Genomic DNA, 22,583 nt, shown 5'->3' on the forward strand with positions numbered 1-22,583 from the left:
GCCGCCGCGGTCGAGAGTTACATCACTTGAGGGTTAATCCACGCATCCCGGGCGGACCGCCGTCGACGGGGGTCCATGCAGGAGACCTCGAAACCGGGGATGATCGCCCGCACCACGGGGATCGGCGTCCTGGTGAGGTCGCAGACGCAGACCCTGTCGGTGTGGGGCGCGACCTCATCGAGTACACGCCGGATGTCCAGGTCGAACCGTCCTGTGCTCATATCAGGGATATCAGCGAGGTCGACGGCATCAGCGTTGCCAAACCAGATCCTGTTGATCCGTTTCAGCCGTTCATAACCCGCCTTCCTGATTACCGCCTCCCGCCGGATGTCGCCAGGTTCGCCGTGGAGAATACTCCCCCTTCTCTTTGCAACCTCCGTGAGCGCCTGGAACGCTGCAGCCTCGGGTGAGAGGTGGGAGGCAGACCCCGTGAGGATCATCGCAGGATCCCGTGTAACGGTGTCGTCTGCGGTGGCCGCGACTGTGGGGATCTCCGTTCTCCCATCGAGCAGCCAGAGGTGAATCTCGATCCCGTTCTGCTCGAACCGCTCCAGCAGGCCGCGGGCGGCGCAATCCTTCTCGATGGTGAGGCGGCGGCCGGGGTTTCGCCCTGCATCAGCGATGCTGAGCGCGTCCCGCTCGATAACCTCGAGGAATGCGTGGAAAATGGCCTCTTCCATGACGTTTCCCGCCGCAAGCCCGTTTGTCTCGCTCCGAAACAGCGGTGTCGTCAACCCGAGCGAGTCGTAGGGGTGGAAGACAGCGTTGCTCGGGACGTAGAGATCCTCGTCGTTCAGGATGTCCCTGGCCTGCGTCCAGTGGACCATCTCCCCCTGCTCGAGTTCCCGCGGAAGAATGAGGTCTTCGGGGTGCAGCGCCCGCGCAGGGCCGATCTCCTCGTAGGAGGCGTAATCCATGTGGTCACCATGGTATTCGGCGCAGCAGCGCTCGATCGCTGCCATCATCGCCGACACCCGTGCCTGGACCGCCTCTTTACCTGCTCCTGTGTAAACCCGAACCGCTCCTCGCGCCGCTCCAGGTCGGACTGCAGCAAATACAGGGATCCCGGTCCGGTCGAGCGGGGTTATATCTGTGATCTCTGTAACCCCGATCCCTCTCATAAGGGGTTTCACAACGGCATCCGTCTCCTCCGGGGGGCGTGACCTGTGGCCGCCATCAAAGTAGACCTTCTCTACATGGCGAATCGTGATCGGCATTCATCATCCCTTCGTGGTAATACCTTAATAGTGTGGCAGATCTATTCTAGCATGTTATGAGCATGGATGATATTGCAGTTGGTGCAGTCGTCCGGTACCCCCGTACCGGCACGACCGGAAAGGTCGTAAAGATCGAGGAGATCGATGGCCGGGAGTATGCTGAAATAGATACCACCGGCCTTTACTACCTGCTGGATGAACTTATCAGGACAGAACTGACGGAGGAAGAGGCCAGGAAGAAGGAGCGCTCCCTCGAGGACTACGTGAGGGAACACAGGGAGATCCAGCAGCAGCTGGAGAAGGTATGGGAGGTTGGAACCGACCAGAGCTGCGAGGGCGGCGGCTAACCCTCGATCGGTATGGTGGTGAGTTTCACCGCCTCAACACCCTTCTGTGCCATAAGTTTCTCGGTAATATCTTTCAGTATGGTTCCATCCCCCCGGACCAGGATAACCTCAAGACATTTGCTGTGCGTTACATGCGAGTGGAGTGAGGCCTGAATGTTGCCGGTATACTGGTGCTGTATGTCGATGAGCGTCTGGAGCAGTCCGCGCTGGTCATGGTCGTAGACCATGGTTATGACGCCCTGGCGCTCGCCTTTTACGTCTGATATCCACTGGAAGTGAGTGATGTAATTTCGTATCGAGTCCCGTATCCCCTCAGACCGGGAAGAGTAGCCCCGGAGTGCCAGGATCTCATCAAACTTATCGAGGAGGTTCTTTGGAAGCGAGATCCCTATGCGTGATAGTTCGGTATCACCTGACATGGTGTGATCAGTTCTCATATCGAACTTCATAGGTATAAATTTTCGCTAACATTCATGGTGATATTCACACTTCGTATGCTGAAACCGGTATGGCAAACGGGGTGCGGGCCGATGCATGGTGTAAAGACGCGGCAAGGGATTACGAGAGCAATCGCTACCGATTATGTATAAGTAGTGTCATTCTATAATGAGTAAGGAGGTTCGAAAACTTTTGCGAGATGTATTCATTCCCGGTGTCAATATTGGGCTTGTAGGTCATGTCGATCACGGCAAGACCACTCTGGTCAGCGCCCTGACCGGCACCTGGACAGACCGGCACAGCGAGGAGATCAAGCGCGGCATCTCCATACGCCTCGGGTATGCGGACGCAACATTTTACCGGTGTGAGAAATGTAAAGGCAACGACGCTTACACCACCTCCGCGGAATGCCCAAACTGCGGGGGGAAAGCCGTCCCGTTACGGACGGTATCTTTTGTCGATGCACCCGGTCACGAGACACTTATGGCGACTATGCTCTCGGGTTCGGCGTTGATGGACGGCGCGATGCTTGTGATAGCTGCAAACGAGTCCTGCCCCCAGCCCCAGACAAAGGAGCACCTGATGGCGCTTGAGTTGATCGGGATAAACAGGATCGTCATCGTCCAGAACAAGATCGATGTTGTGACCCAGGCGGAGGCGCTGGAGCATTATAAGCAGATCAAGCGGTTCATCAAGGGCACTATCGCCGAGAACGCTCCTATCATCCCGGTATCTGCACAGAAAGGTGTCAATATCGGTGCCCTGATCCAGGCGCTGGATGAGGTCATCCCGGAGCCTGAACGCAACCCAGATCTCGACCCGCTGCTCCTCATTGCACGCTCGTTTGACATCAACAGACCGGGCTGCAACTGGCGGGACGTGAAAGGCGGTGTCATCGGCGGGTCGCTCATCCGGGGGGTGCTGCGTGAGGGTGATGAGATCGAGATCCGGCCCGGTCGGCAGTTGCAGGTCGAGAATCGGACTAAGTGGGAGCCTATCACAACAAAGATCACCTCGATCAACGCCGGCATGATCAGCGTGACCGAGGCTACTCCGGGGGGTCTTCTCGGCATCGCGACCAAACTTGATCCCGCACTGACGAAGAGCGACGCTCTCGCCGGGCAGGTTGCGGGGCTCGTCGGGAGACTGCCGCCCGTCCGGGAGCGGCTGAAGTTTGATGTAACGCTGATGGATCGGGTTGTCGGTGCGGACAGCGAGCAGATAATCGAGCCCCTCAAGCATAAAGAGCCGCTGATGCTCGCGGTTGGCACCGCGGTCACCGTCGGCGTGATCACGAACACCAGAAAGAATCAGGTCGAGGTTCAGCTGAAGCGGGCGGTCTGTGCGGAGGCTGGTGCGAGGATTGCCATAAGCAGGCAGGTCGGCGGGCGATGGCGGTTGATCGGCATGGGTGTTCTGGTCGAGTGAAGGTGCTTCTCGACACAAACGCTCTCCTTATGCCGGCTCAGTTCGGTATCGATCTCTATGACGGGCTGATGGCGCTCCTGGGGGATTTCGAACCGGTAACGCTCGAAGAGGTGGTCGGTGAACTCTCCGGGCTTGCCAGGGGGCACGGCCGCGATGCGGCTGCCGCACGGGTGGGTCTTGAGATGGTCCGGCGCGCGAAGATCGTGCCGAGCGGGAGCAGCGCGGAGTCTGTGGATGGCCGGGTGATCGAGTATGCCCGGCGGGAGGGATGCATCGTGGTTACAAACGATCGCAACCTCCGTAACGATCTTCTTCGTGAGGGGATCGGTGTTGTCTCGATGCGGAAGGAAAGAACGCTGGAACTGATGAGGGGATAGGTGAAAATCATGTATTATAAAGTGACGCTGGAGGACAAGGTGCGGGTTCCGCCGAACCGCCTCGGGGAAGACCTGGAGAGGGTTATCCTCAACGTACTGCAGGAACAGCTGGAAGGCAGCATCTCAAAGGAGATCGGGATATTCATTGCGGTGACGGGTATTCTCGATGTCGGTGAGGGAGAGTTGATCCCCGGGGACGGCGCGGTCTATTACGATGTAAGGTTTGAGGCGATTGTTCTCCGCCTGGCGCTCCAGGAGGTGATCGAGGGCGAGGTTGTGGAGACGACAAGTTTCGGCGCCTTCGTCAGCCTGGGCCCGATCGACGCGATGCTGCACGTGAGCCAGATATCCGATGAGTACATCAATTACGATGAGAGGAACGGCAGGCTGGTCTGCCAGGATTCAAAGCGTTCGATTGCCGCTGGCGACGGCGTCCGGGGCAGGATCGTTGCCCTCTCGTTAAACGAACGTGAGCCAAGAGAGAGCAAGATCGGTCTCACCATGCGTCAGCCGGGCCTGGGCGCACTTGCATGGCTGGATGAGGAGTTCGAGGAGGAGAAGAAGAGGAGGTCGGCGTAAGATGGCCGTGGGTGGTAAGAAGGTGGTCAGGGTCTGCCGCGAGTGCCACCGCGTCGTTGAGGGGGAGGCCTGTGTGGTCTGCGGGACCTCCAACCTGAGCGAGGACTGGGCCGGATACGTTGTGATAATCGATCCGGAGCATTCGGATATTGCAAAGAAGATGAACATCACCCTGCCTGGCCGTTATGCTCTGAAGGTTCGCTGATGCTCAGGCTTCCGGAAGCCCACCGGGAACTGTTCAAAAAACCGTTTGGCGTCCTTTATGGAAGTATCGCCGAACTCCTTCCCCTGATCGAGGGGCGGATGGTCTGCGCCGTCGGTGATGTGGTGACCCATAACCTCCTTGCCGCGGGGGTTGTCCCCGATATCGCCATCATCGACGGCTACACGATGCGCAGCCCCTGCAACCGTTTGCCCCTGCTCAGAGGGAGAAGGGTGACGGTGAAGAACCCTCCCGGAACTATCACCGACGAGCTGGTAGCGGCTATCGATGAAGCGGTGCGGAACCGGCCTGTGGTCATCTTTGTCGAGGGTGAGGAGGATCTCGCGGTCATTCCGCTGGTTTTTGCCGCGCCGCCCGGGGTTGCCGTGCTATACGGTCAGCCGGGGGAGGGGGTTGTCCTCCGGATTGTGGATGAGGCGGCTAAACAGGAAGCGGCAGCCATGCTGGAGCGTTTCATACGGGAGTGATGGCTTGCGGCTCCATCCCAGAGTATAAATAAACCCGCCAACAATATTTTAGGGATATCGATGGAGTTCAAAATCACGCGTGATGTGAGGAACGAGGTCTTAAAGAGGAGAGAACTTGAGTTTGTTCTCACTTTCAACGGACCGACGCCCTCGCGGAAGAGCATTCAGGAGAAACTTGCCGCCCTGCAGAACAGGGATGAGAATCTCATCGTGCTCGACCTGGAGAGAACCCGGTTCGGGAAGATGGAACTTCTCGGCCGTGCCCGGATCTATGACGACGAGGAGACGAAGGTCTCAACCGAGCGGGAGTACCTGCTCAAGCGTGGCAAACCGAAGGCTGAGAGCGGGGCTTGAAGAGCATGACGGCTAAGAGATACGAGTGCTACGAGATCAAGGGCAATGCGGCGGTTCTGCTCAAGCGGCACTGTCCCCGATGCGGTCCAGGCGTCCTGATGGCCGAGCATGAGGATCGTGTGGCCTGCGGCAGGTGCGGTTATACCGAGTTCCGTAAGTAGGTCTTTACCCCTACATACCCCATACACGGCCGCGGACGCGGTGTTTTACGGGTCGCGGTCGGTCTTTTCCTCGTAACGGAGCAGGACATGTTTTATGCCTGATAAACGACCTGAAGAAGGGCTGGTGCTGGGGCTTGAGGGAACGGCATGGAACCTCAGCGCCGCTCTCTTCGGGGAGGAACCTACCGCCCTCCATTCGTCACCATACATCCCCTCAAAGGGCGGAATTCATCCGCGGGAGGCTGCGCAGCACCACGCTTCGGTGATGAAGGATCTCATATCCCGGGTGCTGACCGACCCTGAACGGATCCGGGCGGTTGCCTTCTCACAGGGGCCGGGTCTCGGCCCGTCTCTACGGACGGTGGCGACAGCGGCGCGTGCCCTCTCGATAGCCCTGGGCGTGCCGCTCATCGGTGTCAACCACTGTGTGGCACACATCGAGATCGGGAGATGGGCGACCGGGTTTTCCGACCCCATCGTTCTCTACGCGAGCGGTGCAAACACCCAGGTGCTCGGTTACCTCAATGGCCGTTACCGGATATTCGGGGAGACGCTGGATATTGGTCTAGGAAACGCGCTCGATAAGTTTGCACGCTACCACGATCTGCCGCACCCAGGCGGCCCTGCCATCGAGAGCCTGGCGCGCAGCGGCGGCTACATCGAACTCCCCTACACCGTGAAGGGAATGGATCTTGCCTTCTCCGGGCTGGTCAGCGCCGCCCAGGAGAGCACCGCCCCCCTGGAGGATGTATGTTACAGCCTCCAGGAGACCGCGTTTGCGATGTGTGTCGAGGTTACGGAGCGGGCGCTTGCACATGCCGGGAAGGATGAGGTGATCCTTGTCGGCGGGGTGGGTGCAAACAGCCGGCTGCAGGAGATGCTACGGGTTATGTGCGAGGAACGGGGGGCGAAGTTTGCCGTCCCAGAGCGGACTTACCTCGGCGACAACGGCGCGATGATTGCTTACACGGGCAGGATCATGCTGGACCACGGTGTCACCCTTCCTCTCGAAGAGTCGCAGATCCGGCCGGGTTATAGGGCCGATGAGGTGGAGATCGTCTGGCGGCCGGAACCTGGCGAGATCTTTGCCGGCGGGCCGCACGAAGGCGGGGTTGCCCGGGGTGCAGAAGGTGTCGTGGAGATTGGTGAGGATACTGTTGCCAAGCGCCGGTTGAACAAACGATACCGGCACCCGGAACTGGATCGCCGTTTGATCACTGAACGGACGCGGGCAGAGGCGCGCCTGATATCGATGGCGCGGCGGGCGGGTGTCCCCACTCCCGTGATCCGCGATATAACGACTGACACGATCGTGATGGAGCGGATTCGTGGCGATCTGTTGAAGTATGTCGCCGCACCGGAGACTGTCCGGGTCGCTGGCGAGACGGTTGGGAGGCTGCACGCCGCAGGGATAGTCCACGGCGACCTGACGACCAGCAACATGATCGTCCGTGACGGCCAGTGCGTACTGATCGATTTCGGGCTTGCCTCTACATCATCGGAGGTCGAGAGCCGCGGGGTTGATATCCACGTCTTTTTCCAGACGCTTGAGAGCACCGCCCAAAACTTCGAGGACCTGATCGAGGCGTTCATCGAGGGCTACTCCCGCGTCTTCCCCGACGCGGATGAGGTTATTGAGCGAGAGCACGAGATTGAGATGCGGGGGCGTTACCTCTGAAGATTACGGTGGTGACGAGCAACGCCAACAAGGCTCGGGAGGTTGCGGCATACTTAGAGGGGGTGCTCCAGGTCGAGCATGCCGCGCTGGAGTGCCCGGAGTTCCGGCATAACGATCTCGGGGAGATCGCCCGCGGGAAGGCGGAGTTTGCCTACGAGAAACTCTCAAGGCCTCTGATAGTTGACGATACCGGTCTATTCATCGATGCGCTCGGCGGGTTCCCGGGGCCCTATGCCGCCTACGTCCAGGATACGATCGGCAACGCGGGGATCCTGAAACTCATGGAGGGCGTCGAGGAGAGGAGCGCCAGATTCGAGACGGCGATCGCGTTTGCATGGGAGGACGGCATCCGTATCTTCCGGGGCGCCCTTCCCGGGGCGATCGTTGCCCCGCGTGGGGCGGAGGGGTTTGGCTATGACCCCATATTTGAGTATGCGGGGCAGACGCTTGCCGAGATGCCGCTTGCCGAGAAGAACCGGGTCTCGCACCGGGCGCGCGCCCTCCAGGCGTTCCGGGCCTGGATCGAGCAGGAGACAGGGGTGCGACAGAACCGTTAAGAGGGAATAGAGGTAAATGACATAAGGCTGGTGTTTTGATATGGCGAGATTTCCCGAAGCTGAAGCACGTCTTCTCAATGTAAAGATCTGCATGAAATGCAATGCCCGAAACGCAGTCCGCGCGACACACTGCCGCAAGTGCGGTTCAGACGAACTCAGGCCAAAGTCCCGGGAGCGTAAAGCGTAAAGACCGGTGCGCGACTTTAGCGCGCCTCCGGTATACTTTTTTAGGGGGTATCCCTTCTTCAGGCGGAGTAATAGGTGACCTTTCGGCCTTCTTCGCTGTACTCGCCCCTGAAGGTCTCGATGTTGCGTTTGTAGCCGATCCGCTCTTTGAATCCAAGTTTGCGGAGCCGTTCGCGGACCCGCATCACGTCCGCCTCGTCCGCCCAGTCCTTTGTGTAGACGTAGATGACCGTCCGCTCGTCGCGAGAGTCAGGATCGGGTCTGGCTGTGCTGACCTTCGCGGATATGCCGAGTCTCCCCTCAACGGTCTCGTTTCGAACCTTTCGCCACGCCTCGTCCGCCTCCCCTGCGGGGACGAAGATGAGCCATTTTCCAGCCCTCTCGTCGTCGACCCCCCGCTCATGCGGACCCGGTGCGTCCTGGACTATCCAGTAAGTTCTTGTAGTCTTTGAGGGGGAAACTCCCTCGCCCTCTCTCAGGGGAGCGTATATGGCGTCGATGCTTCCGAACCGTTTGAGCAGGGCATCTGCGAGTTCGGGGTAATCCTCTCTGAACCGGCTGAAGATCTCACGGAGTTTCTCTTTGAAATCGATCCCCTGCTCGACGAGTTCGAAGAGGTAAGGGCCGCGGCGCCTGAGTTCGCGGTTGAGGTAGATCTCAAAGATCCCGTAGACTGCGTCGGCCAGGGCTTCCGGATCGATCCCGCTCATACATAACTGTAGCCCCCGGAACTGTGAAAATGGTTTTGAAGTTACCGGTCAAGCGCTTCTGCAACGAGTTCTGCGGCCCGCTCGCCGGAGAGAAGCATCCCGCCAAAGATCGGTCCCATGCGGCACTCCCCGGCAACGGCGTTTGCCGCCATACCGGCGACAAAGAGGCCGGGGTAGACCTCTTTTGTGTGCTCCAGAATCCGTGACTCGGCACGCTCGGCCCACATGAAACTCTCGCCTTTGACCTGGATGTTGCCGCCTTTACGCTCGATCATCCGGGCGATCGTTGCATCGTGCCCCGTTGCATCGACGGTGCAGGTGCAGGCGATGGTGAGCGGGTCGACGTGCAGTCCGGCCATATCTACCGGTGTCCAGTTGATGACCAGGCCCCCAACCCTGCCGTCGCCGCGAACCATCACGTCCTCGACCGTGACCAGGTTGAAGAACTCTACACCGGCATCGCAGGCCGCCGCGGTGAGTTTGGCAACCGTCTCGACCGATTTCGCGACGTAGTAGCCCTCCTCAAACTCGCGGCATGCGACTCCAAACCGGTCGAGCAGCCGCCTTGCCTCTTCCTGGACAACAATCCTTGGAAACATCATCCCGCCGCCCCACATCCCGCCGCCTATGCTGAGTTTCTTCTCGATGAGGGCGCACCGGATTCCCCGTTTGCCGAGGAGCGCGGCGCATGTGAGTCCTGAAGGCCCGCCGCCGATAACGGCGGCGTCCACCTCAAGGAGGTCGATGAGCGCCCGGTGCTGCTCTTCCAGGATTGCCCTGCTGATGGTCACTTCGTTCAGTCTCATGTCCTTCATTTATATCTGCCAGGGGGAGATAAGGGCACCGCCGTGTGCCGCGAAAAACCACTGGATCGCAGTTTGGAGCGCGAGCACCCGGAAAGATCCCGACGAAGGTCTTAATAGCGGCACCGCACAACATATACCCTACCATGAACTGGACGCGCGATTTCGGTCTCACTATGAGGATGATCCTCACGTCGCTCCTTCTCCTCATAGTCTACCTGATCTTCCTTGGCGTCCTTGCCGCGCTGGGGTTCCCGTTTGAGTCCCTCCTGCTGGTGGCTGCCCTTATGGCGTTCCTCCAGTACTACTTCTCAGATAAACTGGTGCTCTGGAGCACCAAGACGAGAATCGTCGAGGAGGACGAGTACCCGGAGTTGCACCGGATGGTAGAGAGCCTTGCTGCCAGGGCGGGTCTCCCCAAACCGAAGATCGGGATTATGGTGTCCCCGGTGCCGAACGCGTTTGCTACCGGGCGCAGCCCGAAGAACGCGGTTGTGGCGGTAACCGACTCGATCATGCGGACGCTCAACCGCGAGGAGCTTGAGGCGGTGCTCGCCCACGAGATATCTCATGTGAAGAACCGGGATATGCTGACCCTGACAATGGCGAGTTTCATATCGATGCTTGCCTTCCTGATCATGCGTAACTGGATCTTCATAAGCCTCTTCAACAACCGCGACAACAACATGGGCGCGTTGATACTGGTCTACGTGGTCTCGATCGTTGTCTGGCTGGTGAGCACCCTTCTCACGCGGGCTCTATCCCGCTACAGGGAGTTTGCCGCGGACCGTGGCAGTGCAGTCCTGACGGGGAACCCCCAGGCGCTGATATCGGCGCTGACGAAGATCAGCGGCCGGATGGACTACATCCCGGCCGAGAAGAAGCAGGAGGTTGAGGGGGCAAACGCCTTCTTCATCATCCCGGCCCTCTCGGGAAACACCCTGATGGAACTCTTCTCCACCCACCCGCCCCTCGAGAAGCGGGTGGCCGCCCTCCAGGAACTGGGGGCGCAGATGCGGGGCTACTGACCCCGCCTCTCCAGAACCCACCTGATCAGCGATCTGGACTATAAACTCTCTGCGTTTTTCCTGGAAGAATGCCGCCGGCGTTCACTCCACCGCCCGGCGGGCGGGTAGTCTCTGGCGATTGGTGGAGGTGAAAAGCCGTATCCAGGAGGGAAACGGGATCTCCGCGGGTCTAAGCGGGAACCGACGAAGAAAAACATCTCTCCGCCTTCCCTCCACTCCGAAATAGCCTCTCGCAAAAACCCGGTTCGTCCTCGTGGCGGGGGCCATCAGACCGCAGCACAGCCTGAAGAGACCGGTTTGATGGCTCCCTCCCCCCATCTCACCCAATATTTAATAATCCTCACGGCCTACATGATCAGGCAGACTGCGCAGAGCGCATCGATGGTCTAGTGGTATGACTTTGGCCTTCCAAGCCAACAGCCCGGGTTCAATTCCCGGTCGATGCATGGGGCCCGTGGTCTAGGTGGTTATGACGTCGCCTTCACACGGCGAAGATCCTGAGTTCGAATCTCAGCGGGCCCATTCTTTTTTTTCGGCCGGTTTCCTGTGAGAGAGCTGATAGAAAAATTCAGCGGGAGAAGGGATGACCGTTTACTCCCGCCCCCTCTGCCAGACCCCTCCACGCCTGAGCCTGAGAGTCTTTTATCAGGCTCACTGCATATGGCGTCCCCGCGGCCGCCTTCAGGAGGAGAGGGTAGTAGCGGCCGACATACTCTTTAACCATCCGCCGTGACGAAAACCTCGGGGCATTGCTCCGGATCGACTCTTTCATCATCCTGACCCACCCGTGCGGGATATCATCGATGGAGCGGTCGTAGTAGAGCGGGACAACCTCCCGCTCAAGAAGGTCGTATATCGCCGCTGCATCGATGCTGTCCCTTGAGTCGCGGTCAGCAGCCCCCTCTCCAAACGCCCAGCCGTTCCTGCCGTTATAGCCCTCCAGCCACCAGCCGTCCAGGATCGAGAGGTTCAGCACGCCGTTGAGCGCTGCCTTCATACCGCTTGTCCCGCTTGCCTCCATGGGTGGCAGCGGGTTGTTCAACCAGACATCGGCGCCCTGCACCATGTAGCGGGCCACATGATTGTTATAATCCTCTATGAATACAACCCGCCCCCAAAATCCGGGATCCTGCGTGTGCTGGTAGATCCGCTGGAGCATCCGTTTCCCCTCCCTGTCGGCCGGGTGCGCCTTCCCGGCGAAGATGATCTGGACAGGACGCCAGGGGTTGTTCACGATGCGTTTGAGTCGGTCTGGATCCTCGAATATGAGGTATGCCCGTTTGTAGGTCGAGAACCGTCTGGCAAACCCGATCGTCAGGACCGAAGGGTCCAGAAACGCGCTTCCGATCCCCGGTTCCACTGACCCGACCCGCTGCATCGTCCACCGGAGCCGCTCCCGCTCCCGGAGCCGGTTGATAAGTTTTGCCTTCAGCCAGAGGTGGAGGTTCCAGAGTTCGGCGTCCGGGATCTCGTCTATCAGTTCCCAGACCAGCGGGTTGTCGTGCTCCGCCAGCCATCCGGGTGCGGTGGGGCCGATGTAGCGGTTGTAGAGCGCCTGCATACGGGTGTTCAGCCAGGTTGTAAGATGTACACCGTTTGTAACATAGTCTGCTGGCGCCTCATCCCCACCCGAGCCGTGCCAGAGAGATCTCCACATATCGGAGGCGACGGCCCCGTTTGCCCGTGAGACGCCGTTGTGGTGCGCCGACAGACGGAGCGCGAGCGCGGTCATGTTGAAACCGGCTTCTGGTTGCTCAGGATTGGCCCCCAGGTGCAGGAACCGGGTTCGATCGATCCCGAGCGCAGTGTAGTAGGACGAAAAGTATCTCTCGATCAGGTCGAGGGGGAAGACATCGTGGCCGGCCGGGACGGGTGTATGGGTGGTGAAGATGGTGGTCGCCCGCACCTCTTCGAGTGCCTCCTCAAACGTCATTCCCCCCTCAACACGTTCCCTGATCCGCTCAAGCAGCGCAAAGGCCGGGTGCCCTTCGTTCAGGTGCACCGCTGAATACTCGATACCGAGGGTGTGGAGCACCCTCCGCCCGCCGATGCCGAGCACGATCTCCTGGCGGAGGCGTTGCTCCAGGCCGACGGCATAAAGCCTGGCTGATATGCCGCGGTTCTCCGGGTTGTTGCAGGGTATGTCTGTATCCAGAAGGTAGAGCGGTGTCCTGCCGACCTGAACCTTCCAGACGGCGACGTATATGGGCGGATCGATATTGGGAACCCGGACTATAAGGTCATTGCCCTCGGCATCGAGAACACGGGTGATCGGTGCAGCATCGTGGTCGAGCGGCTGGGTGATATCCTCCTGCCAGCCGTCCGGGTCGATCTGCTGGCATACGTAACCCTGGGAGTAGAGAAACCCGACGGCAACCAGCGGTATCCCGAGATCGCTTGCCTCCTTCAAGTGATCGCCGGCAAGGAACCCAAGTCCGCCTGCATAGATGGGTAACGAATGGTGGAGCCCGTACTCCGCCGAGAAGTAGGCGAGCGTCAAAGGCGGGTGGTTGGCGTAGTTCTCTGAGAACCATGTTCCGGTGGTGTTCATATAATTCCTGAACCGGTGCATGATGATGTCGTAGCGGCGGCAGTAGGCTGGATTATTTGCTGCCTGGTTCAGGAACTCAACCGGAATCTCGCGAAGCATCCGGATCGGGTTGTGGGCGCTTCTCCTCCACGCCTGGTGGTTCAACTGTTTGAAGAGTACCCGGGCCTCCTGGTTCCAGCTCCACCAGAGGTTGTATGCCAGGTCGACAAGTCCGGAGATCCGTTCGGGGACATGGTCGAACTGATCGCGGATGGAATCCTCCATGAAACCCTGTCCTCTGATTGCTGGTGTAGTTTTTATCACAGTTATTATATTCCTTTTGATATCTCTCTATATCCCGATGATATCAAAATTATTGAGTCATTTGTGGTCTTTTCAACTTCTCCCATAGACCTCTGTCATCCCCGCAAACTCCTGCATGGTCTCTTCTCCCATCTCTTCAGGGCGGAGCCGCCATTCCCAGTTTCCTTTTGCCGTGGCCGGCCGGTTCATCCGTGCCTCCAGCCCGAGACCCAGTATATCCTGCATTGGGATGATGACCGTCTCTGCGGGTGAGAGCATCGCGAGACTGACCAGGATTCCGGGCACCCGCTCGGCGCTCACAGCCCCTCCTATGTAGCGGAAGAGGAGGTCTCTCTGGCGATCGGTGATCTCGTGTTCGAACCACCCACGAACAGTGTTGTTGTCGTGTGTGCCCGTGTATGCGACGCAGTTTCTGCCTATGTTGTGGGGCGCGTGGAGGTTCTCTGCAATCTCGCCGTCAAACCCAAACAACAGAACCCTCATCCCCGGAAACCCGAACAGCCCCATCATCTCGCGGACATCGGGGGTGATGTAACCGAGGTCCTCGGCGATGATCGGGAGGCACGGCCTGCTCCGGGCAAGGTGCGTCAGGAGTTCACGCCCCGGCGCATCGACCCAGCGGCCGTTCTGCGCGGTCGCCGCACCGGCCGGGACCTCCCAGTACTGGACAAACCCCCGGAAGTGATCAAGCCGCAGCCTGTCGAGAAGGGCGAGGGCGCGCTCTATCCGGCTCTCCCACCACGAAAACCGCTCTTCCCTGTGCGCCTCCCAGCGGTAGACAGGGTTTCCCCATAGTTGCCCGGTCTCGCAGAAGAGATCCGGTGGTACACCCGCGACGGCAGTCGGCCTCTTCTGTTCGTCGAGTTTGAAGAGTCCCGGGTTTGACCACGTATCGGCGCTGTCGTGGGTGACATAGAACGGGATGTCCCCGATGACCTGGACATGGCGGGCACGGCAGCAGTCTTTGAACCTCTTCCACTGTCTGTCAAAAACATACTGGAGAAACCTCTCCCTTAGGACCCGCTCGGCAAGTTTCGCAGTGTAGTTTTCCAGCGCCTCCTGCTCCCGGTCACGGACGGCGGCCGGCCAGTCGGCCCACGCCCGTCCGGCAAAGTGCTCTTTCAGGGCCACAAAGAGGGCATAATCATCGAGCCAGGAGGCATTTTTGGCCGCAAAATCCTCGTAACGGTGGTCGCTGCCCCGTTCCCTGAACCGCTCAAACCCGAGGTCAAAGAGTCTGTTCTTGTAGTCGATCACCCCGGGGTAGTCGACCCGGTCCACCGGGAACGGCGGCGGATCCGTGATATCCGCGGGCTCGAGAAAACCGTCCGCAACCATCTGCTCCGGGCTGATAAGCCAGGTGTTTCCGGCAAACGCCGAAGTGCTCTGGTATGGGGAGTTGCCGAACGCCGGGAACGTCGGGTTGAGGGGGAGGATCTGCCAGTAGCGCTGTCCGGCATCGGCGAGGAGATCCAGAAACCGCTGCGCCGCAGGACCCAGGTCGCCGATCCCGTATGCCGATGGAAGAGACGTTATATGGAGCAGAACCCCGCTCCCCCGCCGGTTCATCCCCGTCTCCCCCCAACAACACGCACGCCCAGGGATCCCGCCGCCCTCCTGTAGGCCTCCACCCACTGTTCTGCACCACCATCTCCACGTCCGGCACGCCCGCACATCTCCGTGTAGTGCCCGCGCAGCCTGATACAGATGTTCTGGCTCTCCCAGAGGTCAAGAGGCAGTGCAAGCAGCCTCGCGCAACCGACGATGCGCGGAATCTCTTCGAGTGGGGCGGGGTCGTCGGGTCTGGCCGCCGCTGCGCGGATAGATCCTTCGATCCTCCTCCCCGCCGCCGCTGCCAGGGCGGGTATATCGGGCGCAGGGTTCAGGGCCTCCACCTCGTTTGCGATCGCCAGAAATCGGCCGGGGTCGGGGCAGCCCTCCTCGAAGATCGAGGTCAGGCACCTGCTCCCGGCATACGCCATGAGGTGGGCTGCGGCCCCTGGCAACGGGATCCCGAGGTCTTTGAGCGTCCGGATCAGGGCCGATTCATCCTGGTATACACCGCAGACCGCCTCCCCGATCCCCGGTATCATCTCGCGGGCTATCGCCCACCTCTCCTCATCGGAGAGGTCTGCTGCGGTATAGAGCCGGCTGAAGCCCGCCGGTATCGCCCCGGCCGGATCCGGGCCGGCGAACGCCTCCCGGATCGCCGCATCGCCGCCGGGTTCGTTCACCCCGATGACGATGCGATCGATCCCGTCAAAGAGTGCGGCCGTGTCATAAGCCCCCTCTTCCCCCGCAGCGCGGGACCGCAGGTGAACCCTCCCCAGGATACGCCGCCGATCACCGGCGTTCAGGCGGTATGGCCACTCCTCCTGGAGGGCATACATCCCGGAGGTGGCCGCTGGGTGTTCAAGGCCAAAGAGGGCGTAGAGGGCGACCCCGGCCGCGATCCGGGGCAGATCGAAAACCCGCGGCCTGATACGGGCGTCGTAGACCTCAGCACCGGTTGCGTGCCCGGGATCGTTGCCCCGCGCCTCTCGGAGGGTCTCGAAGAACGCCGTCTCGAGATCGAGCCTGAGAACCTGTCGGGCGAGATCGATTGCCCGTTTTGCGTGGCGTATGACCTGGACGCTCCCCGGTTCTGCAATATCATCGAAGAACCAGCCGCAGCTTGTCTGCATAAGGTTCGCCTGCCTCTCAATCTCGAGGAGCGCCAGGAGCCTTTGCCGGTCTTCCGCGGAGAGGTTCCCGGTGGAGTGCCTGGATATGAACGCCTCCACGGCCTCATCCGACCAGTTGCCCAGGACGAGGCTGACGGCATCGTCCCGGGCCGCCACTGGGTCATCGAGGATCTCAGCGAACGCCTCATCCAGGCGGGGTGCGATGGCGTCCCGGACGATGGTGATCGCCTCTCGGAGCGGGCTGCGCCAGGCCTGCGACCAGCCCGGGTGCGCGCCGCTGCTGCAGCCGCAGTTCCCTCGCCAGCGTTCGATGCCGTGGGGGCAGCTCCAGGACGTCTCCTCCCGGATGATGACCTCATGCGTCGGGGGGTGGGCGGCCAGGTAGGCGCCATAGACCGTGAGGCTGACGTTCCGGTGCGATTCGAGCGACCGGAGGCAGTAAGCGAGCGCCATATCCCCGAATTTGCGGTGGTGGCCGTAAGTCTCTCCATCGGTCGCGATATGCACAAGTTCTGAGCGTTCTCCCCCGGGCGAGAACGCCTCGACCAGCCTTTCGGCAAACCGCTCCCCGTTTGAGAGAAGGTCACCGAACGCGACTTCCTGTGAGATCCCGGCGTTGTAGAAGAAGACTGCAATCCTCCGGCCCGAGGGGAGGCGGCAAACATATGGCATCGTCGTATCCAGGCTGTCACCAGTGACCTCTGTCCAGGTTGCCGTACCTATCTCCCGCACCCTCGCCGCCTGGTGGGGGGCAAGGATGGTGAAGAGGATCCCGGCCTCCGCCATCAGGTCGAGCGACTCGAGATCGACCGCGGTCTCCGGAAGCCACATACCCTCGGGCATCCGGCCGAACCTTGCCGCAAAGTCGCGGACGCCCCAGACGACCTGTTTCCGCTTGTCACGCCGCACAGCAAGCGGCATGATGATGTGGTTGTAGCAGCATGCAATCGCCGACCCATGGCCGGCGTAGCGCTCCTGGCTCTCATGGTCGGCTGCAAGGATTGCCTGGTAGACCTCCGGGCGGTGGCGGGCGAGCCAGGACAAGAGCGTCGGTGCGGCCGTGAAACTGATCCGCGCGTAGTTGTTAACGATATCCTCGATCAGCCCGTCGGCATCCAGTATGCGTGCGGCGGTGTTTGGGGCGTAACACTCCACGGTCACCCGCTCGTTCCAGTCATGGTGGGGGGCAGCGGAGCGCTGCATGCCGACCTCCCCGAGCCAGGGGTTCTCCCGCGAAGGCTGGTAGAAATGGCCGTGGATGCAGACTGCACGCTCCTTCATCCGGTTTACGCCCCCTCGGGGGTGAAGATGACGACCGCAAGAGGGGGCAGCGTGAGCGGGAGCGACCACGCCCGGCCGTGCGCCGGAACCTGTTCCGCTTCCACCCCGCCCAGGTTCCCCACACCGCTCCCGCCGTACTCAACCGCATCGCTGTTGAGCACCTCTCGCCAGAACCCGCCGAAGGGGACGCCTATACGGTAGCCGTAACGTGGTACCGGCGTGAAGTTGCAGGCGACAAGGACGATATCATCGACCGACCGACCGCGCCGCAGGTAACTTATGATGCTCTTCTCGGCGTCCGAGAAGTCAACCCACTCAAACCCTGAAGGCTTGGCATCGCACTCGTGGAGAGCGGTTTTGCGGCGGTACAGGCGGTTTAAGTCGGTGACCCAGCGGAGGATCCCCCGGTGCGGGGCATACTGGAGGAGGTGCCATTCAAGCCCGGTCTCGTGGTTCCACTCCGACCACTGCCCGAACTCCCCGCCCATGAAGAGGAGTTTCTTTCCCGGGTGCGTGAACATATACCCGAAGAGGAGACGGAGGTTTGCCCTTTTCTGCCACTCATCACCGGGCATCTTTCCGATGAGCGCGCTCTTCTCGTGGACGACCTCGTCGTGCGAGAGGGGGAGGATGTAGCGTTCTGAGAAGGCGTAGGATATGCTGAACGTCAGGATGTCGTGCCGGTACTTCCGATAGATCGGGTCGAGCGCGAAGTAGTCGAGCGTGTCATGCATCCAGCCCATGTTCCATTTCAGGTCAAACCCTAACCCTCCTGTGGCACCCGGCGCGGTCACCCCTGCCCAGGCGGTAGCCTCCTCGGCTATGGCGAGCGTATCAGGATAGTTTGCATGGACGGTGTCGTTCAACTTCCGGAGGAACCCTATCGCGTCCAGGTTCTCTCGCCCCCCGTAGATGTTTGGAGTCCACTCACCGGGACGACGGGCGTAGTCAAGGTAGAGCATCGAGGAGACCGCGTCCACCCTTATACCATCGGCGTGGTAGCGGTCGAGCCAGAACACGGCGCTGCTGATAAGAAACGATCGAACCTCGTTTCGCCCCAGGTTAAAGACGTAACTCTTCCACTCCGGGTGGTAGCGCTGGCCTGGCTGCTCATGCTCGTAGAGATGGGTGCCGTCGAAGTAGGAGAGGCCGTATCCGTCGGAGGGGAAGTGGGACGGCACCCAGTCCAGGATCACCCCGATCCCGCGCTTGTGCAGGTAGTCGACGAGATGCATGAAGTCCTGCGGGGTGCCGTACCTGCTCGTCGGGGCGAAGTAACCGAGAGTCTGGTAACCCCAGGAGGCGTAAAGCGGGTGCTCCATGATCGGGAGGAACTCGACATGTGTAAACCCTGTATCGAGGAGGTAACTTGCGAGTTCTACTGCGAGTTCCTGGTAACTCATGCACCGTCCCTTTCCATCATCCGGCAGCCGCCACGACCCGGCGTGGACCTCATAGGTTGAGATCGGAGCGGCGGGGTTGTTAAACTCTTCCCGACGCCGCATCCACGCCCGGTCATGCCAGGAGTAGGAGGTATCCCAGACGATTGAGGCGGTCTTCGGCGGAACCTCCCAGTAGCAGGCGAACGGGTCGCCTTTCTCCACCGAGTAGTTGTTGTAGCGGCTCCTGATGTAGTACTTGTAGAGATCCCCATGACCGACACCCGGGATAAACCCCTCCCAGATGCCTGACCCGTCGCTCCGTGCCCTTAGCGGGTTTTTCCCGGCCACCCAGCCGTTGAAGTCACCTATGACCGAGACCTCCACGGCGTTTGGCGCCCAGACCGCAAAGAATGTTCCTTTAACGCCGCTGGAGATGGCGATGTGCGACCCCAGTTTTTCGTAGAGGCGTGTGTGTGTCCCCTGCCGAAAGAGGTAGACATCGTAATCGGTTATGAGACTCCCCGTCTTTGTGATATCGTCCAATCTCTGCTGCACGCTCTTCATCCCTCCCCGCCGCCGCTGTCGCGGCCTGCTGCAATAACCTTCCGGTAGACCTCAAGCATCCGGTCAGTGACGACACTCCACCGGAACCTCTCCATAACCTTCCGTCGCCCCGCCTGCCCGAGTCGCTGCATGTGTGCGGGGTCATTGATGAGGAGGCACACCCCCCAGGCTATCGATTCCGGACGGACGGGGACCTTGATACCGTCCTTGAAGTTCTCTATGTTCTCGGCGAGCCCCCCGACGTCTGTCGCGACGACGCAACGCTCAGCGCTCCAGGCTTCTGTAAGGACGAGTCCAAAGGGCTCGTTTCTGCTTGGTATGACTACAAGGTCGCAGGCGTTCAGGATCTGGAGGTGCTCTTCGTCGGCGACGTAGCCCAGGAACTGGACAGGAAGACCGGTTGCCATCTTCTCCAGGCTCTCGCGCATATCCCCGGTGCCTGCGAAGAGGAACTGGACGTCCCAACGTCTGGCAAGGATCGTGGGTATGGCCTGAACCAGGAGGTCGGGCCCCTTCTGGTAGGTGAGGCGGCCGACAAAGAGGAGAACGGGTGCAAGGGGATGGATGCCGTAACGTTTCTTCACCGCCCCGGGGTCGACCTGGATGCGGTATGCGTCGGGGTCGATCCCGTTCGGGATGACGGTGACTTTCCATTCCGGGACGCCATAAAGCCACATCACCTCGGTCTTTGTTGAGTTTGATACCGTTGTGACCGCTTTTGCGATGTAGCCGCCATACCATTCTTTGCCTGATATCTCCTGAAACTCCCACCAGCCACCGAAGTTTCCGCCGTTTCGGCCGTACTCGGTCGAGTGGTAGGAGAGAATGGTGTTGCGGTCGCGCAGGATGTGCATCGCCTCAACCATGTGCCAGTCGTGGAAGTGGAGGATGTCAAACGGCGGTGTGTCGTGAGCCCGAAAGGCGTTGAGAAGCATGTTGCTCATAGTTCTGCAGTAGTCGACGATGTTGTCGCCGTAGGGCAGGCAGTAATGGTAGTGGACACCGTTGATGTCTGCATCCTCCTCCTCGCCCCGTGTGAAGAAGTGAACCTCGTGCCCCCCTGCCGCCAGGTGCTCTGCAAGGTGGGTTGCCGCCGGTGCAAGCCCGCCAACCTTGAACCTGGAGTGGAGAGATTCCCAGCAGAAGAATGCTATCTTATACGTTTCCATAGACTGTCTATCCTCTTCTGGATCGTTGACCGGAGTTCGTTGCGGTCGGATATGCCCGAGATACTCTTTGCCAGGGTTGTATCGCCGATGACTAACTCGATCCAGCGCGTGAAATCCCCGCGATCCAGATGGTGGCTGATGACATCGTCGGAGGCAAACTCCAGGATGTTTACGAACTCCTGCAGACTGTGAGCAGCGTAACCTGCTGGCCGGTCTTGCGAGGAGAAGTGGAAAGCCTTCTCCGGCGGGACGCAACGGAGCGAGATGACCGCCCGGGGTGAGCGGCTGGCGGGAGTTGACCTCTCCTCCAGGTCAGAGAGGACGCGCATGAAGGAGGCGAAATGGTCGTGGACAGTCTGCTGGCTGGTGGGATGAGACTGTTTTCCGCAGGAGGTCGATCGCATCGCCATCCTGCGCAGGTGTTCGGTGTCAAGGAGGCGGCGCCATACCTGTTTGTCCGCAACAAGGGCTCCAGCATCCTCGAGCGCATGAAGGGCGGACTGCTGGATGATGGTTAGCTGCTGGTTATCGGCGTTGACCGCCTCCCCGATCTCTGAGTGTGGCGAGAACCTGGTGACGGCATCTGATGGGTGTATACTATCCACCCCTTTTGCGGCGAGTGCTGCGGGAAGAGCACGCAGGAATTCCAGGATACCGGTCTCGGCACCGACGAAGTCACCGAATACGCGGTAGTCCAGGTAGAGCGTGATGCACTCGCCCGGCGAGACTGAGATCCACTCCGCGTAACGGTCGGCCGTGAGCGGCCATCTGTCCCAATCGCGCCAGGGGAACCTGATGGCGATATCGTCGGCAAGATTGCAGTGGGTTATGAGGATGGGGAGACCGTTGTAGGTGTAGACGTGGTTTGTGTCAGTATCGAGAGCGGGGCCGTTATCACCCTCGATGATGGCTGCCCGGATTCCGTTATCCTGGAGCACCTCCGCTGTGGCCGGGGTGATGGGGTAGTCGGTGTGCGCAAACGCCGTTGGGACTGCGGAGAAGTAATCCTTCATCAGGTCGCGGTGCATCAGGATCTCGGTCTCGAACTCTCCGGGATCCCTGAACTGGCCGGCGACGCTGTGGTAATAGGTCTCTCCAAGGAGTTCGACGTTCCGGTGCGTGGCCGCACGGGAGAGGAGATCGAGCATATCGGGATACCAGGATTCCAGGAGCTCCACGACGGTGCCGGAGATGCTGAGAGTGCATGCGAACCCCTCCTCAAGGAGGTTGATCAGGATCTCTGTTGCCGGTTGGAATGAGCGGTCGATGACCACACCCAGGTCTTCCTTCAGATAAGGGTCAAAATAAGCCCTCTTTACGTCTTTTAACCCCTTTGCCATACCCGATCGAAACCCCGGATTTAGATAACAGGGATAGTGGATATCAAACCCGGGGCAGACTGCTGGTGGAGTTTGCCCCTCGCTTTTCATTGGAGATAGATGGCCCTTTCTGTGCATATAAATATCGGTGATACGAATATCACCAATCCTTCCGCCCCCGACCCCTGGAGGCCCGGAGGATTCGGCGGATATGGCCACATCAAACCAACGTTAACTCATGGTTTTACACCCTCAAATCACCCTCTCCCCCTCTCTCTGCGTCTCACCTGAAGACATATCCATCCATGGAGAGGTCTATCAAAGCCGGGAAGTATTGGTTGATGCACCTGCTCGTCACATCCAGAAACGATCGAAACAGCCTTCCGTCCCCGCTCATTTATCCTCTTTCAGGATGGAATCAAATGGGAAAACCGCACAACGCAGAGGGGGAAGCAGTGTGAGCCGCGATAGATTTCTTGTTAGGAGGATGGGGCGGGAGGAGGTTGAGATTGCCGTTGACTGGGCGGAGCAGGAGGGATGGAATCCTGGGATTCACGGTGCAGAGGAGATCTTCCTTACCCTCTCTGCGCAGGTGCCGGGCGAGGCGATCTACCTCGATACGCCTGAACCAAACGCCGAAGCCGTGGCGCTTAGCCGCAGGCACGGAATGGTCGCCGTCTTTGAGACGGCCCGGATCTAAACGAAGGCAATCCCTGACCCGCCACTTGCCGAGATCTTCGGCGTGACCTCGTTTGAGGTCGGCTGACGATCCATACC

At 60.0% G+C, this 22,583-nt stretch carries 23 protein-coding genes and 2 tRNA genes; 15 read left to right on the forward strand and 10 right to left on the reverse strand.

The window, feature by feature from the left end; all coding sequences use genetic code 11:
- Positions 1-17 precede the first annotated feature (17 nt).
- A complete protein-coding gene (locus tag R6Y96_RS03715) occupies positions 18-1,217 on the reverse strand; it encodes a YcaO-related McrA-glycine thioamidation protein (RefSeq protein WP_318622180.1) in 1,200 nt (399 codons plus the stop codon).
- A gap of 56 nt (positions 1,218-1,273) precedes the next feature.
- Between R6Y96_RS03715 and R6Y96_RS03720 the strand changes: the two genes are divergently transcribed.
- Positions 1,274-1,564 (forward strand): DUF2098 domain-containing protein, encoded by a 291-nt coding sequence (locus tag R6Y96_RS03720; RefSeq protein ID WP_318622181.1) that lies wholly within the window; start codon positions 1,274-1,276, stop codon positions 1,562-1,564.
- Here the strand turns inward: R6Y96_RS03720 and nikR are convergent.
- Positions 1,561-1,983, reverse strand: coding sequence for a nickel-responsive transcriptional regulator NikR (gene nikR / locus R6Y96_RS03725; RefSeq protein ID WP_318622182.1), 423 nt, complete (start codon positions 1,981-1,983; stop codon positions 1,561-1,563). The genes R6Y96_RS03720 and nikR overlap by 4 nt on opposite strands.
- A gap of 211 nt (positions 1,984-2,194) precedes the next feature.
- Between nikR and R6Y96_RS03730 the strand changes: the two genes are divergently transcribed.
- The 10 genes from R6Y96_RS03730 to R6Y96_RS03775 all read left to right on the forward strand — a co-directional run bounded on the left by R6Y96_RS03730 (position 2,195) and on the right by R6Y96_RS03775 (position 8,013).
- Entirely contained in the window at positions 2,195-3,430 is a 1,236-nt protein-coding gene (locus tag R6Y96_RS03730; protein WP_318622477.1) for a translation initiation factor IF-2 subunit gamma, read from the forward strand.
- Positions 3,427-3,807 (forward strand): type II toxin-antitoxin system VapC family toxin, encoded by a 381-nt coding sequence (locus R6Y96_RS03735; RefSeq protein ID WP_318622183.1) that lies wholly within the window; start codon positions 3,427-3,429, stop codon positions 3,805-3,807. Before R6Y96_RS03730 ends, R6Y96_RS03735 begins: the two co-directional genes overlap by 4 nt.
- 9 nt (positions 3,808-3,816) lie before the next feature.
- Positions 3,817-4,386 carry a DNA-directed RNA polymerase gene (locus R6Y96_RS03740; protein WP_318622184.1) on the forward strand — a complete coding sequence of 190 codons (570 nt, stop codon included), beginning with the start codon at positions 3,817-3,819 and terminating at the stop codon, positions 4,384-4,386.
- A gap of 1 nt (position 4,387) precedes the next feature.
- On the forward strand, positions 4,388-4,591 hold the full coding sequence (spt4, locus tag R6Y96_RS03745) for a transcription elongation factor subunit Spt4 (RefSeq protein WP_318622185.1): 204 nt from the start codon (positions 4,388-4,390) through the stop codon (positions 4,589-4,591).
- Positions 4,591-5,076, forward strand: coding sequence for a GTP-dependent dephospho-CoA kinase family protein (locus R6Y96_RS03750; protein WP_318622186.1), 486 nt, complete (start codon positions 4,591-4,593; stop codon positions 5,074-5,076). The genes spt4 and R6Y96_RS03750 overlap by 1 nt, the downstream gene beginning before the upstream one ends.
- Before the next feature lie 60 nt (positions 5,077-5,136).
- Positions 5,137-5,430, forward strand: a complete 294-nt coding sequence (locus R6Y96_RS03755; RefSeq protein ID WP_318622187.1) for a 30S ribosomal protein S24e — start codon at positions 5,137-5,139, stop codon at positions 5,428-5,430.
- A 5-nt stretch (positions 5,431-5,435) separates the two neighbouring features.
- A complete protein-coding gene (locus R6Y96_RS03760; protein WP_318622188.1) occupies positions 5,436-5,591 on the forward strand; it encodes a 30S ribosomal protein S27ae in 156 nt (51 codons plus the stop codon).
- A gap of 94 nt (positions 5,592-5,685) precedes the next feature.
- Positions 5,686-7,269, forward strand: coding sequence for a bifunctional N(6)-L-threonylcarbamoyladenine synthase/serine/threonine protein kinase (locus tag R6Y96_RS03765; protein WP_318622189.1), 1,584 nt, complete (start codon positions 5,686-5,688; stop codon positions 7,267-7,269).
- Entirely contained in the window at positions 7,266-7,826 is a 561-nt protein-coding gene (gene rdgB, locus R6Y96_RS03770) for an RdgB/HAM1 family non-canonical purine NTP pyrophosphatase (protein WP_318622478.1), read from the forward strand. Before R6Y96_RS03765 ends, rdgB begins: the two co-directional genes overlap by 4 nt.
- A gap of 40 nt (positions 7,827-7,866) precedes the next feature.
- Positions 7,867-8,013 carry a 50S ribosomal protein L40e gene (locus R6Y96_RS03775; protein ID WP_214023258.1) on the forward strand — a complete coding sequence of 49 codons (147 nt, stop codon included), beginning with the start codon at positions 7,867-7,869 and terminating at the stop codon, positions 8,011-8,013.
- 58 nt (positions 8,014-8,071) lie between these two features.
- Here the strand turns inward: R6Y96_RS03775 and R6Y96_RS03780 are convergent, their stop codons facing one another.
- Both R6Y96_RS03780 and R6Y96_RS03785 read right to left on the reverse strand, forming a co-directional pair.
- The gene (locus R6Y96_RS03780; RefSeq protein WP_318622190.1) at positions 8,072-8,722 is read right to left on the reverse strand and encodes a putative phosphothreonine lyase domain-containing protein; all 651 of its coding nucleotides are present in this window, start codon (positions 8,720-8,722) and stop codon (positions 8,072-8,074) included.
- A 41-nt stretch (positions 8,723-8,763) separates the two neighbouring features.
- The gene (locus R6Y96_RS03785) at positions 8,764-9,528 is read right to left on the reverse strand and encodes a sulfide-dependent adenosine diphosphate thiazole synthase (protein WP_318622191.1); all 765 of its coding nucleotides are present in this window, start codon (positions 9,526-9,528) and stop codon (positions 8,764-8,766) included.
- 143 nt (positions 9,529-9,671) lie between these two features.
- Here R6Y96_RS03785 and htpX point away from each other — a divergent pair, with 143 nt between their 5' ends.
- The 3 genes from htpX to R6Y96_RS03800 all read left to right on the forward strand — a co-directional run bounded on the left by htpX (position 9,672) and on the right by R6Y96_RS03800 (position 11,075).
- The gene (gene htpX / locus R6Y96_RS03790) at positions 9,672-10,553 is read left to right on the forward strand and encodes a zinc metalloprotease HtpX (protein ID WP_318622479.1); all 882 of its coding nucleotides are present in this window, start codon (positions 9,672-9,674) and stop codon (positions 10,551-10,553) included.
- A gap of 375 nt (positions 10,554-10,928) precedes the next feature.
- Positions 10,929-10,999, forward strand: a tRNA-Gly gene (locus R6Y96_RS03795).
- A gap of 2 nt (positions 11,000-11,001) precedes the next feature.
- Positions 11,002-11,075 (forward strand) — tRNA-Val (locus R6Y96_RS03800).
- A gap of 46 nt (positions 11,076-11,121) precedes the next feature.
- Here the strand turns inward: R6Y96_RS03800 and glgP are convergent.
- The 6 genes from glgP to R6Y96_RS03830 all read right to left on the reverse strand — a co-directional run bounded on the left by glgP (position 11,122) and on the right by R6Y96_RS03830 (position 21,944).
- Complete coding sequence (glgP, locus tag R6Y96_RS03805; protein ID WP_318622192.1) at positions 11,122-13,368, reverse strand: alpha-glucan family phosphorylase; 2,247 nt, start codon at positions 13,366-13,368, stop codon at positions 11,122-11,124.
- Positions 13,369-13,479: 111 nt separating this feature from the next.
- Positions 13,480-14,976, reverse strand: coding sequence for a 4-alpha-glucanotransferase (gene malQ, locus R6Y96_RS03810; protein WP_318622193.1), 1,497 nt, complete (start codon positions 14,974-14,976; stop codon positions 13,480-13,482).
- The gene (locus R6Y96_RS03815) at positions 14,973-17,372 is read right to left on the reverse strand and encodes a DUF3536 domain-containing protein (RefSeq protein ID WP_318622194.1); all 2,400 of its coding nucleotides are present in this window, start codon (positions 17,370-17,372) and stop codon (positions 14,973-14,975) included. The genes malQ and R6Y96_RS03815 overlap by 4 nt, the downstream gene beginning before the upstream one ends.
- 5 nt (positions 17,373-17,377) lie before the next feature.
- On the reverse strand, positions 17,378-19,309 hold the full coding sequence (glgB, locus tag R6Y96_RS03820) for a 1,4-alpha-glucan branching protein GlgB (protein WP_318622195.1): 1,932 nt from the start codon (positions 19,307-19,309) through the stop codon (positions 17,378-17,380).
- A 5-nt stretch (positions 19,310-19,314) separates the two neighbouring features.
- Entirely contained in the window at positions 19,315-20,487 is a 1,173-nt protein-coding gene (locus tag R6Y96_RS03825) for a glycosyltransferase family 4 protein (RefSeq protein WP_318622196.1), read from the reverse strand.
- Positions 20,469-21,944, reverse strand: a complete 1,476-nt coding sequence (locus R6Y96_RS03830; RefSeq protein WP_404810326.1) for an alpha-amylase — start codon at positions 21,942-21,944, stop codon at positions 20,469-20,471. The genes R6Y96_RS03825 and R6Y96_RS03830 overlap by 19 nt, the downstream gene beginning before the upstream one ends.
- Positions 21,945-22,263: 319 nt before the next feature.
- Between R6Y96_RS03830 and R6Y96_RS03835 the strand changes: the two genes are divergently transcribed.
- Positions 22,264-22,506, forward strand: a complete 243-nt coding sequence (locus R6Y96_RS03835; protein ID WP_318622198.1) for a GNAT family N-acetyltransferase — start codon at positions 22,264-22,266, stop codon at positions 22,504-22,506.
- The last annotated feature ends 77 nt before the right edge of the window (positions 22,507-22,583 follow it).

It is taken from the genome of Methanoculleus receptaculi, from assembly GCF_033472595.1.
Taxonomy (GTDB): domain Archaea; phylum Halobacteriota; class Methanomicrobia; order Methanomicrobiales; family Methanoculleaceae; genus Methanoculleus; species Methanoculleus receptaculi.

Bases quoted from the DNA above. Each gene is read 5' to 3' on its own strand.
- R6Y96_RS03755 (WP_318622187.1), top strand. From the start codon at position 5,137: ATGGAGTTCAAAATCACGCGTGATGTGAGGAACGAGGTCTTAAAGAGG.
- glgP (WP_318622192.1), bottom strand. From the start codon at position 13,368: ATGGAGGATTCCATCCGCGATCAGTTCGACCATGTCCCCGAACGGATC.
- R6Y96_RS03720 (WP_318622181.1), top strand. From the start codon at position 1,274: ATGAGCATGGATGATATTGCAGTTGGTGCAGTCGTCCGGTACCCCCGT.
- htpX (WP_318622479.1), top strand. From the start codon at position 9,672: ATGAACTGGACGCGCGATTTCGGTCTCACTATGAGGATGATCCTCACG.
- R6Y96_RS03780 (WP_318622190.1), bottom strand. From the start codon at position 8,722: ATGAGCGGGATCGATCCGGAAGCCCTGGCCGACGCAGTCTACGGGATC.
- R6Y96_RS03825 (WP_318622196.1), bottom strand. From the start codon at position 20,487: ATGGAAACGTATAAGATAGCATTCTTCTGCTGGGAATCTCTCCACTCC.
- R6Y96_RS03740 (WP_318622184.1), top strand. From the start codon at position 3,817: ATGTATTATAAAGTGACGCTGGAGGACAAGGTGCGGGTTCCGCCGAAC.
- malQ (WP_318622193.1), bottom strand. From the start codon at position 14,976: ATGAACCGGCGGGGGAGCGGGGTTCTGCTCCATATAACGTCTCTTCCA.
- R6Y96_RS03815 (WP_318622194.1), bottom strand. From the start codon at position 17,372: ATGAAGGAGCGTGCAGTCTGCATCCACGGCCATTTCTACCAGCCTTCG.
- spt4 (WP_318622185.1), top strand. From the start codon at position 4,388: ATGGCCGTGGGTGGTAAGAAGGTGGTCAGGGTCTGCCGCGAGTGCCAC.
- R6Y96_RS03715 (WP_318622180.1), bottom strand. From the start codon at position 1,217: ATGCCGATCACGATTCGCCATGTAGAGAAGGTCTACTTTGATGGCGGC.
- R6Y96_RS03830 (WP_404810326.1), bottom strand. From the start codon at position 21,944: ATGCACAGAAAGGGCCATCTATCTCCAATGAAAAGCGAGGGGCAAACT.
- R6Y96_RS03765 (WP_318622189.1), top strand. From the start codon at position 5,686: ATGCCTGATAAACGACCTGAAGAAGGGCTGGTGCTGGGGCTTGAGGGA.
- R6Y96_RS03750 (WP_318622186.1), top strand. From the start codon at position 4,591: ATGCTCAGGCTTCCGGAAGCCCACCGGGAACTGTTCAAAAAACCGTTT.
- R6Y96_RS03785 (WP_318622191.1), bottom strand. From the start codon at position 9,528: ATGAGACTGAACGAAGTGACCATCAGCAGGGCAATCCTGGAAGAGCAG.
- nikR (WP_318622182.1), bottom strand. From the start codon at position 1,983: ATGTCAGGTGATACCGAACTATCACGCATAGGGATCTCGCTTCCAAAG.
- R6Y96_RS03760 (WP_318622188.1), top strand. From the start codon at position 5,436: ATGACGGCTAAGAGATACGAGTGCTACGAGATCAAGGGCAATGCGGCG.
- R6Y96_RS03775 (WP_214023258.1), top strand. From the start codon at position 7,867: ATGGCGAGATTTCCCGAAGCTGAAGCACGTCTTCTCAATGTAAAGATC.